21 protein-coding genes are annotated in these 18,089 nt (G+C 72.0%); 12 read left to right on the forward strand and 9 right to left on the reverse strand.

Features of this window, described 5'->3' with window-relative positions:
- The first annotated feature begins 85 nt into the window (after positions 1 to 85).
- Positions 86 to 1,081: a TAXI family TRAP transporter solute-binding subunit gene (locus ACZ4V6_RS31620; RefSeq protein WP_467834022.1), complete on the forward strand. Its 996-nt coding sequence runs from the start codon at positions 86 to 88 to the stop codon at positions 1,079 to 1,081.
- Here ACZ4V6_RS31620 and ACZ4V6_RS31625 read toward each other — a convergent pair.
- On the reverse strand, positions 1,078 to 2,502 hold the full coding sequence (locus ACZ4V6_RS31625; RefSeq protein WP_467834024.1) for a sensor histidine kinase: 1,425 nt from the start codon (positions 2,500 to 2,502) through the stop codon (positions 1,078 to 1,080). The two genes, ACZ4V6_RS31620 and ACZ4V6_RS31625, sit on opposite strands and share 4 nt — an antisense overlap.
- Positions 2,503 to 2,511: 9 nt before the next feature.
- Entirely contained in the window at positions 2,512 to 3,198 is a 687-nt protein-coding gene (locus tag ACZ4V6_RS31630; RefSeq protein WP_467834025.1) for a response regulator transcription factor, read from the reverse strand.
- Between the two features lie 301 nt (positions 3,199 to 3,499).
- Between ACZ4V6_RS31630 and ACZ4V6_RS31635 the strand changes: the two genes are divergently transcribed.
- From ACZ4V6_RS31635 to ACZ4V6_RS31670, 8 genes are all read left to right on the forward strand, one after another.
- Positions 3,500 to 4,276 carry an amino acid ABC transporter ATP-binding protein gene (locus ACZ4V6_RS31635; RefSeq protein ID WP_467834027.1) on the forward strand — a complete coding sequence of 259 codons (777 nt, stop codon included), beginning with the start codon at positions 3,500 to 3,502 and terminating at the stop codon, positions 4,274 to 4,276.
- 128 nt (positions 4,277 to 4,404) lie between these two features.
- Entirely contained in the window at positions 4,405 to 5,238 is an 834-nt protein-coding gene (locus ACZ4V6_RS31640; protein ID WP_467834028.1) for a glutamate ABC transporter substrate-binding protein, read from the forward strand.
- Positions 5,239 to 5,321: 83 nt separating this feature from the next.
- On the forward strand, positions 5,322 to 5,987 hold the full coding sequence (locus ACZ4V6_RS31645) for an amino acid ABC transporter permease (protein ID WP_385461803.1): 666 nt from the start codon (positions 5,322 to 5,324) through the stop codon (positions 5,985 to 5,987).
- Positions 5,984 to 6,883, forward strand: a complete 900-nt coding sequence (locus ACZ4V6_RS31650) for an amino acid ABC transporter permease (RefSeq protein ID WP_467834030.1) — start codon at positions 5,984 to 5,986, stop codon at positions 6,881 to 6,883. Before ACZ4V6_RS31645 ends, ACZ4V6_RS31650 begins: the two co-directional genes overlap by 4 nt.
- 175 nt (positions 6,884 to 7,058) lie before the next feature.
- Positions 7,059 to 8,678 carry an FAD-dependent monooxygenase gene (locus tag ACZ4V6_RS31655; protein ID WP_467834032.1) on the forward strand — a complete coding sequence of 540 codons (1,620 nt, stop codon included), beginning with the start codon at positions 7,059 to 7,061 and terminating at the stop codon, positions 8,676 to 8,678.
- Between the two features lie 175 nt (positions 8,679 to 8,853).
- Positions 8,854 to 8,925: a putative leader peptide gene (locus ACZ4V6_RS31660; RefSeq protein ID WP_309544753.1), complete on the forward strand. Its 72-nt coding sequence runs from the start codon at positions 8,854 to 8,856 to the stop codon at positions 8,923 to 8,925.
- Between the two features lie 77 nt (positions 8,926 to 9,002).
- Positions 9,003 to 9,548 carry a cupin domain-containing protein gene (locus ACZ4V6_RS31665; protein ID WP_467834034.1) on the forward strand — a complete coding sequence of 182 codons (546 nt, stop codon included), beginning with the start codon at positions 9,003 to 9,005 and terminating at the stop codon, positions 9,546 to 9,548.
- Entirely contained in the window at positions 9,545 to 9,937 is a 393-nt protein-coding gene (locus ACZ4V6_RS31670; protein ID WP_467834036.1) for a rhodanese-like domain-containing protein, read from the forward strand. Before ACZ4V6_RS31665 ends, ACZ4V6_RS31670 begins: the two co-directional genes overlap by 4 nt.
- Positions 9,938 to 10,097: 160 nt before the next feature.
- On the opposite strand, the gene recX is transcribed toward ACZ4V6_RS31670, so the two are convergent.
- Complete coding sequence (recX, locus tag ACZ4V6_RS31675; protein WP_467834038.1) at positions 10,098 to 10,907, reverse strand: recombination regulator RecX; 810 nt, start codon at positions 10,905 to 10,907, stop codon at positions 10,098 to 10,100.
- 3 nt (positions 10,908 to 10,910) lie between these two features.
- Positions 10,911 to 12,038 (reverse strand): recombinase RecA, encoded by a 1,128-nt coding sequence (gene recA / locus ACZ4V6_RS31680; protein WP_467834040.1) that lies wholly within the window; start codon positions 12,036 to 12,038, stop codon positions 10,911 to 10,913.
- Positions 12,039 to 12,307: 269 nt separating this feature from the next.
- Here recA and ACZ4V6_RS31685 point away from each other — a divergent pair, with 269 nt between their 5' ends.
- Together ACZ4V6_RS31685 and ACZ4V6_RS31690 are read left to right on the forward strand one after the other, a co-directional pair.
- Entirely contained in the window at positions 12,308 to 12,508 is a 201-nt protein-coding gene (locus ACZ4V6_RS31685; RefSeq protein ID WP_467834041.1) for a DUF2191 domain-containing protein, read from the forward strand.
- 121 nt (positions 12,509 to 12,629) lie between these two features.
- Complete coding sequence (locus ACZ4V6_RS31690) at positions 12,630 to 13,454, forward strand: hypothetical protein (RefSeq protein WP_467834043.1); 825 nt, start codon at positions 12,630 to 12,632, stop codon at positions 13,452 to 13,454.
- A gap of 16 nt (positions 13,455 to 13,470) precedes the next feature.
- Here ACZ4V6_RS31690 and ACZ4V6_RS31695 read toward each other — a convergent pair whose 3' ends face one another.
- Positions 13,471 to 14,742 (reverse strand): AI-2E family transporter, encoded by a 1,272-nt coding sequence (locus tag ACZ4V6_RS31695; RefSeq protein WP_467834045.1) that lies wholly within the window; start codon positions 14,740 to 14,742, stop codon positions 13,471 to 13,473.
- 60 nt (positions 14,743 to 14,802) lie between these two features.
- On the reverse strand, positions 14,803 to 14,997 hold the full coding sequence (locus tag ACZ4V6_RS31700) for a DUF3046 domain-containing protein (RefSeq protein ID WP_189231775.1): 195 nt from the start codon (positions 14,995 to 14,997) through the stop codon (positions 14,803 to 14,805).
- A gap of 81 nt (positions 14,998 to 15,078) precedes the next feature.
- Between ACZ4V6_RS31700 and ACZ4V6_RS31705 the strand changes: the two genes are divergently transcribed.
- Complete coding sequence (locus tag ACZ4V6_RS31705; RefSeq protein WP_467834046.1) at positions 15,079 to 16,023, forward strand: hypothetical protein; 945 nt, start codon at positions 15,079 to 15,081, stop codon at positions 16,021 to 16,023.
- Between the two features lie 15 nt (positions 16,024 to 16,038).
- Here the strand turns inward: ACZ4V6_RS31705 and ACZ4V6_RS31710 are convergent, their stop codons facing one another.
- The 3 genes from ACZ4V6_RS31710 to ACZ4V6_RS31720 are packed head-to-tail and all read right to left on the reverse strand — an operon-like array spanning position 16,039 to position 17,986.
- Positions 16,039 to 16,347, reverse strand: coding sequence for an AzlD domain-containing protein (locus tag ACZ4V6_RS31710; protein WP_467834048.1), 309 nt, complete (start codon positions 16,345 to 16,347; stop codon positions 16,039 to 16,041).
- Positions 16,344 to 17,123 carry an AzlC family ABC transporter permease gene (locus ACZ4V6_RS31715; RefSeq protein WP_467834050.1) on the reverse strand — a complete coding sequence of 260 codons (780 nt, stop codon included), beginning with the start codon at positions 17,121 to 17,123 and terminating at the stop codon, positions 16,344 to 16,346. The genes ACZ4V6_RS31710 and ACZ4V6_RS31715 overlap by 4 nt, the downstream gene beginning before the upstream one ends.
- Positions 17,120 to 17,986 carry an AraC family transcriptional regulator gene (locus tag ACZ4V6_RS31720; protein ID WP_467834052.1) on the reverse strand — a complete coding sequence of 289 codons (867 nt, stop codon included), beginning with the start codon at positions 17,984 to 17,986 and terminating at the stop codon, positions 17,120 to 17,122. The genes ACZ4V6_RS31715 and ACZ4V6_RS31720 overlap by 4 nt, the downstream gene beginning before the upstream one ends.
- Positions 17,987 to 18,089 lie beyond the last annotated feature (103 nt).

An 18,089-nucleotide genomic window follows, 5' to 3' on the forward strand; every position in this document is an offset into this window, starting at 1 on the left:
TAGCGAGCGCCACCGACACCGCGCCCGTACGCCCGCGCGGGCCCGGCCCTGGTCAGCGCCGAATCGGACTGGCAGGATCGCGCGCATGTCCTCGATGTTCTCCCGTGCCGGCGGGCGCCGGGCCCTCACCGGCGCGGGCGCCGGTGCCGTCGCCCTGGGTCTGTTGCTGTGGTGGCTGCTGCCCCTGGGCGAGAAGCCGCCGAGCGGGACGATCACGTTCAGCACGGGCACGCGCGCCGGGGTCTACCAGAAGTACGGCGAACTGCTGCGCACGGAGCTGCGCAAGGACATGCCCGGCCTGAAGGTACGGCTGATGACCAGCGCGGGATCGCAGGAGAACGTCGAGCGGGTGGCGTCCGGGGAGGCCGACTTCACCATCGCCGCGGCCGACGCGGTGGAGACGTACAAGATCGCCGACCGTGCCGGTGCCGGCCGCCTGCGCGGTGTCACCCGGCTCTACGACGACTACGTGCAACTCGTCGTCCCGACCGGCTCGGACGTCCAGTCCGTCGCCGACCTGCGGGGCAAGCGGGTGGCCGTCGGACTGCCGAACTCCGGCGTGCGGCTGATCGCCACCCGGCTGCTGCGGGCCGCCGGCATCGATCCGGAGCATGACATCACGCCCCGGTCCGACGGCATCGACACCGGCCCCGGACGGCTGGGCCACGAGATCGACGCGTTCTTCTGGTCGGGCGGTCTGCCGACGGACGGCCTCAAGGAGATAGCCGGAACCGCCGCCTTCCGGTTCGTGCCGATAGGTGACGACCTCGTCGCCAAGCTGCACGAATCCGGCGGCGCGACCCGCTACTACCGCACCACCAACATCCCGGAGTCGGCGTACCCCGCCGTCCAGAACGGTGCCGTGGTGCCGACGATGGCGGTGTCCAACCTGCTGATCACGCGCGCCGACATGGATCCGCGGCTCACCGAGTGGCTGACCAGGGCGGTCCTCGACAGCCGCGACGGCATCGGGGCGCACGTGCACTCCGCCCAGCTGGTGGACCTGCGGACGGCGATCTACACCGATCCGCTGGAGCTGCACGAGGGCGCCCGGCGGTACTACCGGTCGGTGAAACCCTAGTCTCCGTCGGGCCCCTTGCGGCTTCCCGTCCTCGGTACCGTGACCGTCACCGTCAGTCCGTGCGGCTCGTGGTGGCCGAAGGAGATCGAGCCGTCGCCCGCCGCGAGCAGGGCCCGGCAGATGGACAGGCCGAGGCCCGAGCCCTTGATGTTCTGGTGCCGCCCGCTGCGCCAGAAGCGGTCGCCGACGCGGGCGAGCTCCTCGTCGGTCAGTCCGGGCCCGTCGTCGGTGACGACGACGGTGACGGCGTCGCCGGTGGAGGAGACCGTGACGCGGACCTCCTCGCCGGACGGCGTGAACTTCACCGCGTTGTCGATGACCGCGTCCAGGGCGCTGGAGAGGGCCACCGGGTCGGCCCAGCCCGTGGTCGGCGGGCAGTCGCCGTCCAGCCGTACGCCCTTGGCCTCGGCGGTCGGCGTCCAGGCGGCCAGCCGCTCGGCGGCCAGCGCGCCGACGTCGGTGACCTCGAGGTCGGCCCTGGTGTGCTCGGCCAGCGCCAGGCCGAGCAGGTCGTCCAGGACCCGGGCGAGGCGTCTGCCCTCGGTCTGGACGGAGGCGATCTCCTCGTTGCCCTCGGGCAGTTCGAGCGCGAGCAGCTCGATGCGCAGCAGCAGCGCGGACAGGGGGTTGCGCAGCTGGTGCGAGGCGTCGGCGACGAAGGCGCGCTGCTGCTCCAGCACGTCCTCGACGTGGTCCGCCATCTCGTTGAACGACCTGGCCAGGCGCCTGAGTTCCGGTGGCCCTCCGGACGGCGCCACCCGGGACTTCAGCCGTCCGGTGGCGATGTCGTGGGTGGTGGCGTCGAGGACGCGCACCGGCTTGAGCACCCAGCCGGTCAGCCGGAGCGCGGCGCCCACGGCGAGCAGCATGGCGGCGATCTCGCCGGCTCCGATGACGAGCCAGCCGCGCAGGGTCCGGGAACGCATCGCGTCGGTCGGCGAGTCGGTGACGACGACCGCGACGACGTCTCCGTCCCGGATGACCGGCGAGGCGACCACGAGCCGGCCGTCCTCCCACGGCCACACCTGCTGCGGATCGTGGCTGCGGCGGCTGAGCAGCGCCTCGCCGAAGGCGTCGCGCACCTCGCCGGTCTGCGGGAGGAACCAGGTCGTCGGCGCGTTGGCCATGGGGATCTGGTTGCGGTAGAAGACCCCCGCCCGGATGTCGTAGACCTCGTGGTAGCTGGTGAGTTCGGCCTGCAGGGTCTCCAGGCGCTCGTCCGTCGTGGTCGGGCGGGAGCCGCCCGGCGCGGACTCGGTGACGAACTGGGCGAGCGCCGCGAAGCGTGCCGTGTCGTCGATGCGGTCGACGACGACCCGCTGCTGTTCCGCGCGGGCGACGCTGATGGCGAGCGGTACGCCGAGGGCGAGGAGGACGGCCGCCATCAGGACGATGAGCAGCGGAAGCAGACGTGTGCGCACCCGGCCCCGCTAGGCGGTGGGGGCGACGAGGCGGTAGCCGACGCCGCGCACGGTCTCGATGAGCGCGGGCATGCGCAGTTTGGCGCGCAGGGAGGCGACGTGCACCTCCAGGGTGCGCCCGGTCCCCTCCCAACTGGTGCGCCACACCTCGCTGATGATCTGCTCCCGGCGGAAGACCACGCCGGGACGCTGCGCGAGCAGGGCGAGGAGGTCGAACTCCTTGCGGGTGAGCTGGACGGCCGCACCGTCGACGCTGACCTGGCGCGTCGGCAGTTCGATGAGCACGGCTCCGAGGCGCACCGCGGTCTCGGCGGCGCCCGGGGCGTCCTCGTGGGCGGTGCGCCGGCTGACGGCGTGGATCCTGGCGAGCAACTCCCCGGTGTCGTACGGCTTGACCACGTAGTCGTCGGCGCCGAGGTTGAGGCCGTGGATGCGGGAGCGGACGTCGGAGCGTGCGGTGACCATGATCACCGGGGTGCTGGTGCGCTTGCGGATCTTGCCGCAGACCTCGTAACCGTCCTGGTCGGGCAGGCCGAGGTCGAGCAGGACGACGCCGAAGCAGTCGCCCTCGGGTACGAGCGCCTGGAGCGCCTCCTCGCCGTTGCGCGCGTGGGTGACGTCGAAGCCGTGCCGGGCAAGGACCGCGGACAGGGCGGCGGCGACGTGGTTGTCGTCCTCGACGAGCAGCAGTCTCATCCGGGCCTCCTTCGGTTCATCGGCCGTACGATCGGGACGGGTAGGAAAGATCGGGTGCACGGCTTGTGCACGCGCGCGCGTGCCCTGTGCAGTGACGCCGATGGAGGGGGACGGCGTCAAGAGGGTTCCGGTTGCGGCCGCTCGAAGTTATCCGGCCGATATGTGCCCTGCTCGTCCGAGCTACGACGCGTGTCCGATTGCTATCGGATCGTGATGCTCAGATTCCCCTCAGATGTAGAGACGCAGGTCGTCGGGCGTCACTACTGTCCTCCCAAAACGAGGAGGACGGAGCCCGAAAGCGATGACCGAAGTATCGGTGGCCAAGGAAGACGTGGCCGCAACCGGCGAACTGGTCGTGCTGAGCAATGTCAACAAGCACTTCGGCGCGTTGCACGTGCTCCAGGACATCGACCTGACGATCACCCGCGGTGAGGTCGTCGTGGTCATCGGGCCCTCCGGGTCCGGTAAGTCCACGCTGTGCCGCACCATCAACCGCCTGGAGACCATCGACTCGGGCACGATCACGATCGACGGCAAGCCGCTGCCCGCCGAGGGCAGGGAGCTGGCCCGGCTGCGCGCCGACGTCGGCATGGTCTTCCAGTCGTTCAACCTGTTCGCGCACAAGACCGTGCTCGAGAACGTCACGCTGGGCCAGGTCAAGGTCCGCAAGGTCGACGCCAAGAAGGCCGAGGAGAAGGCCCGGGCCCTGCTCGACCGGGTCGGCGTGGGCGCCCAGGCGGACAAGTACCCGGCCCAGCTCTCCGGCGGTCAGCAGCAGCGTGTCGCCATCGCGCGGGCCCTGGCCATGGACCCGAAGGTCATGCTCTTCGACGAGCCGACGTCGGCTCTCGACCCCGAGATGATCAACGAGGTCCTCGAGGTCATGCGGCAGCTCGCCCAGGACGGCATGACCATGATCGTGGTCACGCACGAGATGGGGTTCGCCCGGTCCGCCGCCAACCGCGTGGTGTTCATGGCGGACGGCCGCATCGTCGAGGAGGCCGCGCCGGAGCAGTTCTTCAGCAACCCGCGCAGCGACCGTGCCAAGGACTTCCTGTCGAAGATCCTCCATCACTGACGCTCATGGCCCGGCACCGGCGAACCGCGTCGCCGTTCGTCCCGCCACCGCCCCTGACGGCCCGCATCTGATCGTTTGATCCTCTGATCGTCCGATCGCAGTTCGATCACAGCCAAAGGATGTTCACCATGAAGCTCCGCAAGGTCACCGCCGCCTCGGCCGCCGTCCTCGCCCTCGCCCTGTCCGCCACCGCGTGCGGCGGCGACGACAGCGACGACAACGGTTCCGGTGGTGGCAAGAAGATCACCATCGGCATCAAGTTCGACCAGCCGGGCCTCGGCCAGAAGACCCCGAACGGCTACGAGGGCTTCGACGTGGACGTCGCCACGTACGTCGCCAAGAAGCTCGGCTACACCGAGGACCAGATCGAGTGGAAGGAGTCGAAGAGCGCCGACCGCGAGACCATGCTGCAGCGCGGTGACGTCGACTTCATCGCCGCCACCTACTCGATCACGCCGGAGCGCCAGGAGAAGGTCGACTTCGCCGGCCCCTACCTGCTCGCCCACCAGGACGTGCTGCTCCGCGCCGACGAGGACGAGATCAAGGCGCCGCAGGACCTCAACGACGCCAAGCTCTGCTCGGTCACCGGCTCGACCTCGGCCCAGAACGTCAAGAAGAAGCTGGCCCCCGACGCCCAGCTGCAGAACCTCCCGACGTACTCCGCCTGCCTGAACGGTCTCCAGACCGGCGCCCTCGACGCGCTGACCACGGACGACTCGATCCTCGCCGGTTACGCCTCGCAGTCGCAGTTCAAGGGCAAGTTCAAGCTCGGCGGCTTCAAGATGACCAACGAGAACTACGGCATCGGCGTCAAGAAGGGCAGCGACCTCAAGGACAAGATCAACAAGGCCCTCGAGGAGATGGTCGCCGACAAGTCCTGGCAGAAGGCCGTGGACACCAACCTCGGCCCGGCCAACTACAAGAACGAGCCCGCGCCGAAGATCGGCGACATCAAGAGCTGAAGCAGCGCCTGACAGGTGCGCCGCCCTCCGGAAGGGGAGGCGCACCGGGGCGGGCTTCCCTACACGCGAAAGCGCGGGAGATCGTGTTCGACTTTCTTGAGGATTACGACCTGCTGGGAGCCTTCTGGACGACGGTGCAGCTCGCTGCGCTCTCGGCCGTCGGCTCCCTGATCTGGGGCACCGTACTGGCCGCCATGCGGGTGGGCCCGGTGCCGCTGATGCGCGGCTTCGGGACCGCGTACGTGAACATCGTGCGGAACATTCCCCTGACCGTCATCATCCTGTTCGCGTCACTGGGCCTGAACCAGACCCTGGGCATCAGCCTCGGTTCCGACGACATCGAGACGATCAACTTCCGGCTCGCGGTCCTCGGCCTGATTCTCTACACCTCGTCCTTCGTGTGCGAGGCGCTGCGCTCCGGCATCAACACGGTGCCGGTGGGGCAGGCGGAGGCGGCGCGGGCGATCGGTCTGAGCTTCGGCCAGGTGCTCCGGCTCGTGGTGCTGCCGCAGGCGTTCCGCTCGTCCGTCGTTCCCCTGGCGAACGTCCTGATCGCCCTCATCAAGAACACCACGGTGGCCGCCGCCATCGGTGTCGCCGAGGCGGCGCTGCTGATGAAGGAGATGATCGAGAACGAGGCGCAGCTGTTGCTGATCTCCGCGGTCATCGCCGTCGGGTTCGTGATTCTGACGCTGCCGACCGGCCTGATCCTGGGCTGGGTGGGCAAGAAGGTGGCGGTGAAGCGATGAGTTCCGTTCTCTACGACGCCCAGGGCCCCCGCGCCAAGCGGCGCAACATCCTGTTCAACGTCCTCTTCCTGGTCGTCTTCGCGGCGCTGATCTGGTGGGTGTTCAGCACACTCTCCGACAAGGGCCAGCTCGACGGTGAGAAGTGGAAGCCGTTCTTCTCGGGCACCGAGGCCTGGTCCACGTACATCTGGCCCGGTCTGGAGAACACGCTCAAGGCCGCCGCGCTCGCGGTGGTGATCGCGCTGCCGCTCGGTGCGGTCCTCGGCATCGCCCGGCTGTCCGACCACGCCTGGGTGAGGGTTCCGGCCGCCGTCGTGGTCGAGTTCTTCCGGTCCATCCCCGTGCTGGTCCTGATGATCTTCGGCCTCGCCCTGTTCGCCGAGTACACCAGCGTCAGCGCGGACGACCGTCCGCTGTACTCGGTCGTCACGGGTCTCGTGCTGTACAACGCCTCCGTCCTCGCCGAGATCGTCCGGTCGGGCATCCTGGCCCTGCCCAAGGGCCAGGCCGAGGGCGCGATGGCGATCGGCCTGCGCAAGGGCCAGGTGATGCGGCTGATCCTGCTGCCGCAGGCGGTCACCGCGATGCTGCCGGCCATCGTCAGCCAGCTGGTCGTGATCGTGAAGGACACCGCCCTCGGTGGCGCCGTCCTGACCTTCTCCGAGCTGCTGTCCTCCGCCAATACGATGAGTGCCTACTACGGCGCCAACACCATCGCGAGCTTCACCGTGGTCGCCGTCATCTACATCGCGCTCAACTTCGCCCTCACCAGCTTCGCGAGCTGGCTGGAGCGGCGGCTGCGGCGGGCCAAGAAGTCGACCGGTGCGGTGCTCAGGGTGGATGACGCGGGCACGCCCGGAACGCCGGCCGCCGGCACCGGCGTGGCCAAGACCTGACCCCCGGCCGGAGTGTGCGACCATCGCGGAGGCAGTGGCATGATCGCCACTGCCTCCGTCGCTTGACGCAAGCAGCGGCAATGGGTTGCATACGTTCTGTGACCGTGCACCCTGCTCCAACTTCCTGTTCACCCACGTCCCCCGGGACGCCGTCACAGGCAGGGGGCACCGCACCGTGGACCCGGTGATCATCGCCGGAGCGGGGCCCGTCGGGCTCGCGCTCGCCCTGGCGCTGGCGCGTCAGGAGGTGCCCTGTGTCGTCCTCGACGAGGGGCCGGGCAAGGACGAACCGCGCCCCGCGCGCACCGCCGTCCTGCGCGAGGACGCCGTCGCCCTCGTCGAGAGACTGACCGGGACCTCCTTGGACGGGGCGGGTTTCCGTTGGGCCGGATGGCGGTCGATACGACGCAAGCAGGTGACGCGCGAGGTCGCGTTCGACGACGCCGACCCGGCGCCGCTGCACATCGCCCAGCACGTGCTGACCGGTGTCCTGCGCACCGCCCTGGCCCGCGAACCCCTCGTGAAGGTCGCGGTGGACAGCCGCCTGGACGGCCTCGAACAGGAGGCGTCCGGCGTCACCGCCCACACCCGCGGCCCCGGGGGCACCTGGTGGCGCGGCAGTTACCTGGTCGGCTGCGACGGTCCCCGCTCGACCGTGCGCAAGCTCCAGGACATCCGCTTCCCCGGCCGTACGGCGGTGGAACGATACGCCGTCGCCGCACTGCACACCGAGCTGCCCTGGACCGACGAGGCGCTGCTCCACCGGGCGCCGCCCTGGCGGACGTCCGGTCCGTCGGCCGGCGAGATCGTCGGCCGGCCCCTGCCGGGCGGCGTGTGGCGCCTGGACTGGCTGCTGCCGCCGGGCAAGGACCTGGTCACGCCCGAGCTCCTGGTGAACCGGATCCGGGAGACCCTCACCGGCTGGAGGGCCGGGGCCGCCCCGGTGTACGAACTCCTCGACACCGGTGTCCACACGGTCCACCACCGGCTGGCCCGCCGCTGGCGGGAGGGCCGCGTGTTCCTCGCCGGGGACGCGGCGCACCTGCTCGGCGCGCTGGGCACCCAGGGCCTCGACGAAGGGCTGCGGGACGCCGACAACCTGGCCTGGAAACTCGCCCTGGCCTGGCACCACGGGCCCCACGAGGCCCTGCTCGACAGCTACCAGAAGGAGCGGCGCACGGCCGTCGCGGCGCGGTTGCGCGCCGCCGACCAGGTGCTGCCGCTGCTGCGCGGCGGCGGGGGCCTGCGGTCGTACGTCCCCGGCGCGGCCCGGGGACACGACGCGCTGCTCGCCGACGGTCACCTGGGGCGCGGAACGCTGGGGGCGCCTGGGACGTACGCCGATTCGCCGCTCATGCCTGCGCGCCTCGACGGCGAGGTGACCGTCGGTACGGCGCCGGGAACTCCCGTCACCGACGTGCGGGTCACGGCGGAGGACGGCACGTTCGTGCGGCTGCGGGACCGGCTGGGGCGCGGTGCGCTGCTGGTGGTGCTGATCGCGCCGGGCACGGGGGTGTGGGACCGCAAGCACTGGGTGACCGCCGGTGTCATGCCCCGGCTGGCGGCGGCGGTGACGGCGCTGCCGCACCATGCCGAGCTGCTGGTCGCCGAGAGTTACCCCGGAGCCGCGGCGCACACGGTGCTGCTGGTGCGGCCCGACGGCCATCTGGTCACCGCACTGAACGGGGTGCGCCCGGCCGACCTGTACACGGCGGCGGAGGCGGCGCTGGGCGGGGCGAAGGGGGCGACCGCGGAGGCGGAAGCCGGGGCCGGGGCTGCGGCCGGGGCCCGTTGAGCGGTCGCCCGTGGGGCGCTCCGTCGGCCGGGGCGGGCGACGACCGGGGAGGCGGCGTCTGGGGGAGGCGGGTCCGCGAGCGGCGGCCGCTGTCCGCCGCCGCCCTCCGCATGGTGACGGTGAGTTGACCGGCCCACTCCGCCATGGTCTACTCCGGAGCGTGACCGACACCGATGTGCGCCTGTGGCGGAGGGTCCACATGGACCTCGTCCGCTACGCGGGCTGCGTGTGTCGCCCGTCCTGCTGATTTCGCATCGCTTTCCTCCGCGCGCCCCGCTTCGGCACGCCGCCGCGCGCTTCCTCGCGAACCCCAGGACGGTACCCGTGTCTGTGTCCTTCCCTGCCCCTGCCCCGTCTTCGACGGCCACGAGCGCGCCCGCGCCGACTCAGGCCGACCTCCTCGACTTCGTCCGGCGCATCGCCGCCGACGCCGAACTGATCGCCTCGCTCCCCCTCGACCCCGAGGGCCGTACCTGGGTGCGGCTGGAGGGACCCGGCGGCAGCGAGGCCTGGCTGATCGGCTGGCCGCCCGGCACGGGCACCGGCTGGCACGACCACGCCGACTCGGCGGGCGCCTTCGTGACCGCGGCCGGCGAGCTCAAGGAGAACGCGCTCGCCGCCCGGCTGCCCACCGACGGCTGGAAGATCCTGGAGCTCACCGACGGCGTGGACCGGGAACGCCGGCTGCCCGCGGGGGAGGGACGCGCCTTCGGACGGCACCACGTCCACGAGGTGCTCAACGAGTCCCCCGACCGACACGCGATCTCCGTCCACGCCTACTACCCGCCCCTGCCGCGGATCCGTCGTTACAGTCGCAGCGGCCAGGTCCTGCGCCTGGAAGAGGTCGAGCGTCCGGAGGACTGGCAGTGAGCGAACCGAACGGGATCGACGTAGTGCTGGAACGGGTACGCCGGGGCTACGCACGCATCGAGCCGCGCGCCGCGTACGACGCCGCCGAGGCCGGTGAGGCGTTGCTGGTCGACATCCGGTACGCCGCACTGCGCGACGCGGACGGGCTCATCCCGGGCGCGCTGGTGGTCGAGCGCAACGAGCTCGAGTGGCGTCTGGACCCGCAGGGCAGCCACCGGCTCCCCGAGGCCACCCACCACGACCTGCGCGTCGTGGTGGTGTGCAACGAGGGCTACGCCTCCAGCCTCGCCGCGGAGTCGCTGCACCGACTGGGCCTGCACCGGGCCACCGATCTGGTCGGCGGGTTCCAGGCGTGGCGGGCGGCGGGACTGCCGGTGGCGGTGCCGTAGCACGCCCGGGGCGGTCCCGGGCGACCTTCGCGGCCGGGGCGCGGGGCGGGGCTCGGACGGAGTCCGGCGATCCGTACGGGAGGGCTTCACCCTTGCTGGAGCGCAAGGTGATCCCGCGCATTCCGGGGCGCCCCCTCCACGCGGACGGCGACGCGTCCGCTCAGAAGCCCTCGTCGCCGAGGAACTCCGTGTCCTCGCCCTCCTCTTTCAGCGCCTGGCGGACCACCCGCAGGGCCATGCCTTCGGGGTAGCCCTTGCGGGCCAGCATGCCGGCGAGGCGGCGCAGCCTCTTGTCGCGGTCGAGACCGCGGGTGGCGCGCAGTTTGCGGGCGACGAGTTCCCGTGCGGTCTCCTCCTCCTGCTCGGAGTCCAGCCGGGACACCGCCGCGTCGATGAGGGTGGGGTCGACGCCCTTGGTCCGCAGTTCCCGGGCGAGAGCGCGCCGGGCCAGTCCGCGGCCGTGGTGCCGGGACTCGACCCAGGCGTCGGCGAAGGCGCTGTCGTTGATCAGGCCGACCTCCTCGAACCTGGACAGCACCTCCTCCGCGGCCTCGTCCGGGATCTCCCGTTCGCGCAGCGCGTCGGCGAGCTGCTTGCGCGTGCGCGGGGTCCCGGTGAGCAGGCGCAGGCAGATCGCCCGTGCCTGCTCCACCGGGTCCCGCGGAGGCTCCCCCTTCTCGGCCCTCGACGAGGAAGTGGCACCTCCGTCCTCGATGAACGGCTCCGCGCCCTCGCGCCGACGGCGCCCGCGGGGGCCGCCCGCCCCACGAGCCCGGCCGCCGCCCCGACGCGAACCGTCGCCGCGGTACGGCTCGCCGGTGTCGTACGGCGCGGGGCCGTCCGCGCCGACGCCGTCCGCCGCGTAGCCGTCCGCCCCGGCGGAGCCCGCGTCGCCCGGTCTCCGCCGCTCGCGCTCCCGCGCGGCGGCGTCCGGGTAGGCGTGCTCGGCCCAGTCGGTTCGTCGTGTCACGGGTCAGCTCTTGGCTGCCGCGGCCTTGGACTTGGTGGTCTTGGCCGTCGCGGGGGCGGGCACCGCCGGTGCGGCGTCGGCCGGGGCGGCGGAGACCGCGGCATCCGTACCCGGCTCGGCGGCCGGCTCCTCGGGACGCACGCCGACGCCCAGCTTCTCCTTGATCTTCTTCTCGATCTCGTCGGCGAGGTCGGGGTTGTCCTTCAGGAAGTTGCGCGCGTTCTCCTTGCCCTGGCCGAGCTGGTCGCCCTCGTACGTGTACCAGGCGCCGGCCTTGCGGACGAAACCGTGCTCCACGCCCATGTCGATCAGGCCGCCCTCGCGGCTGATGCCCTGGCCGTAGAGGATGTCGAACTCGGCCTGCTTGAAGGGCGGCGCGACCTTGTTCTTGACGACCTTGCAGCGGGTGCGGTTGCCGACCGCCTCCGTGCCGTCCTTCAGGGTCTCGATGCGACGGATGTCGATGCGCACGGAGGCGTAGAACTTCAGCGCGCGGCCACCGGTCGTGGTCTCCGGGGAGCCGAACATCACGCCGATCTTCTCGCGGAGCTGGTTGATGAAGATCGCGGTGGTCTTGGACTGGTTGAGCGCGCTGGTGATCTTCCGCAGGGCCTGGCTCATCAGCCGGGCCTGGAGACCCACGTGGCTGTCGCCCATCTCGCCCTCGATCTCCGCGCGCGGGACGAGCGCGGCGACGGAGTCGATGACGATGAGGTCGAGGGCGCCGGAGCGGACCAGCATGTCCACGATCTCCAGGGCCTGCTCACCGTTGTCCGGCTGGGAGAGGATCAGGTTGTCGATGTCGACGCCGAGCTTCTTCGCGTACTCGGGGTCGAGGGCGTGCTCCGCGTCCACGAACGCGACCTGGCCGCCGGCCTTCTGCGCGTTCGCCACGGCGTGCAGGGTCAGGGTCGTCTTGCCCGAGGACTCGGGGCCGTAGATCTCCACGACCCGGCCGCGCGGGAGACCGCCGACGCCGAGGGCCACGTCCAGCGCGGTCGAGCCGGTCGGGATGACCTCGATGGGCTCCTTCGACCGCTCGCCCATGCGCATGACCGCGCCCTTGCCGAATTGCCGTTCAATCTGTGCGAGCGCGGCGTCCAGGGCCTTCTCGCGGTCGGTTCCTGCCATGGGTTCCACCCGGTTTGCTTGATTCGATCGCTTCACGTCAAAGACGCTAATGCCTGCCACTGACAATGCGCCTCGATGCGGGTCCGGCCTGTGGATAACTCGGGCATTCCTCCGCCCAAACCCAGTCGAATCGCCCGTCACGACCTTCGCCGGAGCCTCCATGAGAATGGATGTTCGATTTTTGTGTCAAGCGCATCACATGTCACCTCCGAGCGTACGTCCGCGGTGCCGGCGGCTAGAGTGCGCGCACGCGACGCGAGGAGGGGCCCATGGCCAAGGTCAGCATCAGTCTCGACGCCGAACTGGTGGTGGAGGTGATGGTCCTGGCCGGCATCGGCTCGCCCCAGGACGCCGTCGAGGCGGTGGTCCGGGACTACATCGCCCGCGGCCACCGCACGGAGACCCGCACGGAGGTCAAGGACCAGGGCCTGCGCGAGGTCGACGCCAGACCGCAGGAGCCACAGGGCTGATCCCGCGCACGGTCGTCTCCCCCGCCGGTGTCCGGACGGGGTCTCCTGCTCCCCCCGGCGTACGGCGGGTGTCTCCCGGCGGACGACGACCGGGCGGCGGGTCCCGGGCCAGGCTCGTCCCATGCAGAACGAGGGGACCACCCGAACCGCCACCGGAACCGCCCACAGGGCCGCACCGGACCCGCCGCCCGCGACCGGCCTGCCGTCCGGCCGGTCCGCGGTGACGCGCGCGTGCCACGCGACCGGCCTCCTCCTGGTCCTCTCCGGCCTCGTCCATCTGGCGGTGTTCGCCGTGGACGGCGGTCCGTGGAACGGTCCCGTCTCCTGGCGCAAGCCGGTGACGTTCGGGCTGTCCTTCGGGGCCACCCTGATCGCCGTCACCTGGATCACCTCGTACCTGCGCGTCCGGCCGGGGCCGCGCGCCGCCCTGCTCGCCGCGTTCGCGGCCGACTGTGTCCTCGAGGTCGCCGGCATCACCCTCCAGGCGTGGCGCAAAGTGCCCTCGCACCTCGACATGGAGACGCCGTTCGACACGGCCGTGTCGATGTGCCTCGCGGTGGGCGGCGGCGTCCTGGTCGTGCTGCTGGGCGTGCTCGCGGCCGTGTCGTTCCGCCACCGGCCCACGGGACCGGCGGGCATGGCCCTCGCCGTGCGCTCCGGGTTCGCGGTGCTGCTGGTCGGACTGGCTTCGGGCGCCGCGATGATCGCGCGGGGTGTGGTCCTCACCCGGACCGGCCACCAGGAGGCGGCCTACCGCTCCACGGCTCCGCTCAAGCCCCTGCACGGGGTGAGCCTGCACGCCGTCCTGGTCCTGCCGGTACTGGCCCGGCTGCTGTCCCTGACCTCGTGGAACGCGACGGTACGGCGACGGATCGTGGCCGTGGCCGCGGGCTGTTGTGCGGCCGCCGTCGCCGCCGCCGGGGTGTGGGCCGCTCTGACGTACTGATCCGCCCGGGGGCTGCTCAGGCGGTGCCGTCGCCGGGCCCGTCCACCCCGGGGGGTGTCGCGTCCGGCCGCCGGGCCCACAGTTTCCGTATGCGCGTGAAGGCCCCGCCCCCCGTCCCGCGACGGTCGCGGTGCCCGTGCACGCGTGGATCGTCGGTGACGTCGTACCGCTTGACGTACGCCCCGAGGAAGGCCTGCAGCGTGGCGACCGCGGGGATGGCGATCAGCGCGCCGACGGCGCCCAGGAGGGCGGTGCCCGCGATGACCGAGCCGAAGGCGACCGCGGGGTGGATGTCCACGGTCTTCGACGTCAGCTTGGGCTGCAGCATGTAGTTCTCGAACTGCTGGTAGACCACCACGAAACCCAGCACCCACAGCGCGTACCAGGGATTGACCGTGAAGGCGATCAGCATGGGCAGGGCGCCCGCGAGATAGGTGCCGATGGTGGGGATGAACTGCGACACGAGGCCCACCCACACCGCGAGCGCGGGTGCGTAGGGCACCCCCAGGACCTCCAGCAGGATGTAGTGCGCGATGCCGGAGATCAACGCCATCAGACCGCGCGAGTACAGGTAGCCGCCGGTCTTGTCCACGGCGATCTCCCACGCGCGCAGGACCTCGGCCTGCCGGGCGGGTGGCAGGACGGAGCAGAGAGCGCGCCGCAGCCGGGGTCCGTCGGCGGCGAAGTAGAACGAGAACAGCACGATCGTCAGCATCTGGAAGAGGCCCCCGAGGACCTGCGCGGACACGTCGAGGACACCGGTGGCGCTGTTCTGCACGTAGTTGCGCAGCCAGTCCGAGCGGAGCAGGCCCTCCTGGACGTCCACCCTCCTCAGCTCGGTGTGGAAGTGGCCGTTGACCCAGTTGATCACGGAGTCGAGGTAGTCGGGGAAGTCCTCGACCATCTTGACGATCTGCCCCGCGAGCATGGAGCCGAGCAGCGTGACGAATCCCGCGGTGGCGATCAGCACGGCGAGGAAGACGATGAAGGCGGCCAGCCCGCGGCGCATGCCGCGCGCGGACATCCAGCTCACCGCCGGCTCGATGGCGAGCGCCAGGAAGAACGCGATGAGGATGTTGACCAGCAGGCCGGTGAGCTGGTGGAAGGCCCAGCTGCCCAGCTGGAACACGGCGATCAGCGAAAGGGCCAGCACCATGGCCCGCGGCAGCCAGCGCGGCATGCGGGCGCCCGGTCCCGCGGTGCCGCCGGCCGGGGGCGGGGCGGGCGGCGTCGTGCCGGACGGAGGGGTGTGCCGGGCCGTCCGCCCGGTCTCGTCAGTGGGTGCCACGGACCAAGTCTCGCCCACGCCACCGACAGCGGACGCACGGTCCGCGATCTTCGTGACCGGTCAGCGCTGCTCCTGTGGCACGTTCATGACGGTGCAGACCACCCGCCACACGTCCTTGGCGTCCCAGCCCGCGTCCAGCGCCTCGTGCACCGTACGGCCGCCGAGCTCCGTCATCACGTGATCGCGCGCGAAGGTGTCGGCGTACCCCGGACCGAAGTGCTCCGTCATCCGCTCCCAGAAGACCGTCAACCGCATGCCCCCAGTATCCCGCCCCTGAGGGTGGGCCCCGAGCCGGGGCCGCGTCCTGGGACCGCTTTCCGCCCTACGGTCTGACGCATGGCCGAGAACGGAGCTTCCCCACTCCCCCCTACGCCCCCGGCGCACACCCCGCTCGCGCGCGCGGAGCACTTCGTCTGGCTCACCGCGCGCGTGCTGGAGCAGCGCCTGTTCGCGTACCACTTCCGCGACGGCGACGCCGAACCGGTTCAGACGGCGCTGGAGGCCTACCGCAACGAGGACGGCGGGTACGGACACGCCCTGGAGCCCGGTCTGCGCGGTCCCGTCAGCCAGCCGCTGCACACCGCGCGCGCCCTGCGCGTCCTGGACGCCGTCGGGCGCTGCGGCGGACAGCGCGTGGAACGTGTGTGCCGTTACCTGACCTCCGTGTCCACCGCCGACGGAGCCCTGCCCGCGATCCGTCCCGGCCGGCGCGGTCACCCGGCCGCCCCCTTCGTCCCGGTGGTGGAAGACCCTCCCGGGGAGTTGCTCGCCACCGGGCCGGTGGTCGGCCTGCTGCACCGCAACGAGGTCTGGCACGCCTGGCTGTTCCGGGCCACGGACTTCTGCTGGCGGGCGGTCGAGTCGGTGCGGACCTCCCACCCGTACGAGGTCGAGGCCGCCGTGGTCTTCCTGGACGCCGCCCCCGACCGCCCGCGCGCGCAGGCGGCGGCCGACCGGCTGGGCCGCCTGGTGCGCGAACAGCGCCTCGCGGTGCTCGATCCGGACGCCCGCGACGCCTGCCCGGTCGCCCCCGGCTGCGCCCCGGGCGAGCACCACTTCCCCCACGACTACGCGAGGAACCCGCACTCCCTCGCGCGCGCGTGGTTCACGGACGACGAGATGGCCCGCTCCCTCGACTTCCTCGCGGCGGAACAGGACGAGGACGGCGGATGGCCCGTCCGCCGGCACCACCGGGCACCCGCCCCCGCGCTGGAGGCACGCCCCCTGGTGACGCTCGACGCCCTGCACACGCTCCGGGCCTACGGCCGCCCCCTCGGCTGACCGGCCCGCCCGCCCTCATCCGCCCAGGGCCCGCACACCCGCGGTGACCACGACGGCCGCCGCGACGACCAGCAGGAACGGTGCCCGCAGCACCAGGGCCACGGCGGCCGCGGCGACTCCCGCGGCCCGTGCGTCCAGGACGAGCGCCCGCCCGTCCGCGAAGGTCTGCTGGGCGGTGAGCGCGGCGAGGAGGGCGACGGGCAGCAGGGCGGCGAGGCGCCTGACCAACGGCCGCTCCAGGGCGCCCGCGGGCACGAGCAGCCCGATGAGTTTGACGGCGTAGCAGCCGAGTGCGGTCACACCGATCGCGATCCAGACGTTCACCGCTCTCCCTCCCGTCCGGAGTCCTGGACCGGGCTCGGTGCGGTGTCCTGGGCGCCGTCCTGCGCGCCGCCCCCGCGGCGTCCTTCCGCCCACAGGACGGCCGGCGCCGCCAGCGCCGCCACCAGGACGGGCACGCCGGCGGGCAGCACGGGCAGCAGATCGAGACCCAGCAGGACGGCCGCCGCGGCGACCGCGCGCTCGGTGGTGGTCCTCAGCATGGGCGCGAGCAGCGCCAGGAAGACCGCGGGCCCCGCCGCGTCGAGCCCCCAGGCGTCGGTGTCCCCGATGGCCTCCGCGCCCAGCGCGCCGAGCAGGGTGGTGAGGTTCCACAGCGCGTACAGGGTGAGACCGGTGACGGTGAACCCGATCCGGACGCTGCGCCGCGTCGGCTGCGCGAGCGCCACGGCCGTCGTCTCGTCGATGACCCACTGGGCGGCGAACGGCCGCACCGCGCGCGGGAGGGCCAGCAACTGCGACAGCCGCAGCCCGTAGAAGGCGTTGCGCACGCCCAGGAAGAAGGCGCCCGCCGCGGCCGTGAGCGGGTTGCCGCCGGCCGCGAGCGCTCCCACGAGCGCGAACTGGGAGGCCCCGGTGAAGACCAGGAGGCTGAGCGCGCACGTCTGCGGCAACGTGAGCCCACTGCCCGCCGAGGTCACCCCGAAGGCGAACCCGGACAACCCGACGGCGACTCCTACCCCGAGGGCGTCCCGTACGACGGCGGCGTCCGGCTTGCCTTCGGCGACGCCCGCGGCGGGAACGACTGTCTGTTCTGTCACGTCTCGGAGGGTAGGAGCAGCCGCCGCCGCGCGTCTTGTACGTTCTTGCGCTCGCGCTGGTAGGCACCGGGCGGTACGCCCACGATCCGCGCGAAGTGCCGGTTCAGGTGCGGCTGGTCGGTGAAGCCCACGGCGACGGCGGCCTCGGCCGGTGCCGTCCCGGCGTCCAGCATCCGCCGCGCCCGGCGCACCCGGGCGTCCGTCAGCCAGGCGTGGGGCGGCATCCCGTACGCGTCCCGGAAGGCCCGCAGCAACGCGAACGGACTGCTCCCGAGCTCCGCGGCGAGCTTCTCCAGGCTCGGCGGATCGGCCATCCGCTCCTCCAGCACGGCACGCGCGCGTGCCGCGACCCGGGCCCCGGCGGTCCGCACCTCCCGCCGGGGCAACGGGCCGCCGTTCAGCCGCAGCAGCCGGGTGACGGCCACCCGCAGCAGGGTGTCGGCGGCGAGCGCGTTGCCTTCGTCGGCGGCCCGCAGCACCCGGTGCACCAGCTCGACGGTGTACGGATCCTCGAGCACCGGCCGGACGAACCCCGGCGTGCCGCGCAGGGTGGTCGTCTCCGCCGCGATCGCCGCCACCAGTTCGGGCGCCGGGTAGACCGCCCCGTACCGCCAGCCCTCCGGCACGCCGGCCCGGCCCGTGTGCGGGGTGTCGGGGTTGATCAGCGCGAGCGATCCGGCACCGGCGTACTGGTCGCCCCCGCCGTGGTGGAAGACCTCGACGCCGTCGGCGATGGCGGCGATGACGAAGTGCTCGTGCGTGTGCCGTACGAAGGTCTTCCGTATGTACTGGGCGCGCAGCAGATCGACGCCGGGCAGTTCGGCGTACCGCCAGTGCCGCGCCCGCTCGCCCGATCCCGCCATGGGTCCATTCTCCGCCACCCGCGCCGCCCGGCGTCACCGGCGTGCCCCGACGGGTGACCGTCCGCCCAGCTCAGGACGGTTGTCAGTGCTCGGGTGCACGATG

It is taken from the genome of Streptomyces sp. NPDC029152 (assembly GCF_055564355.1).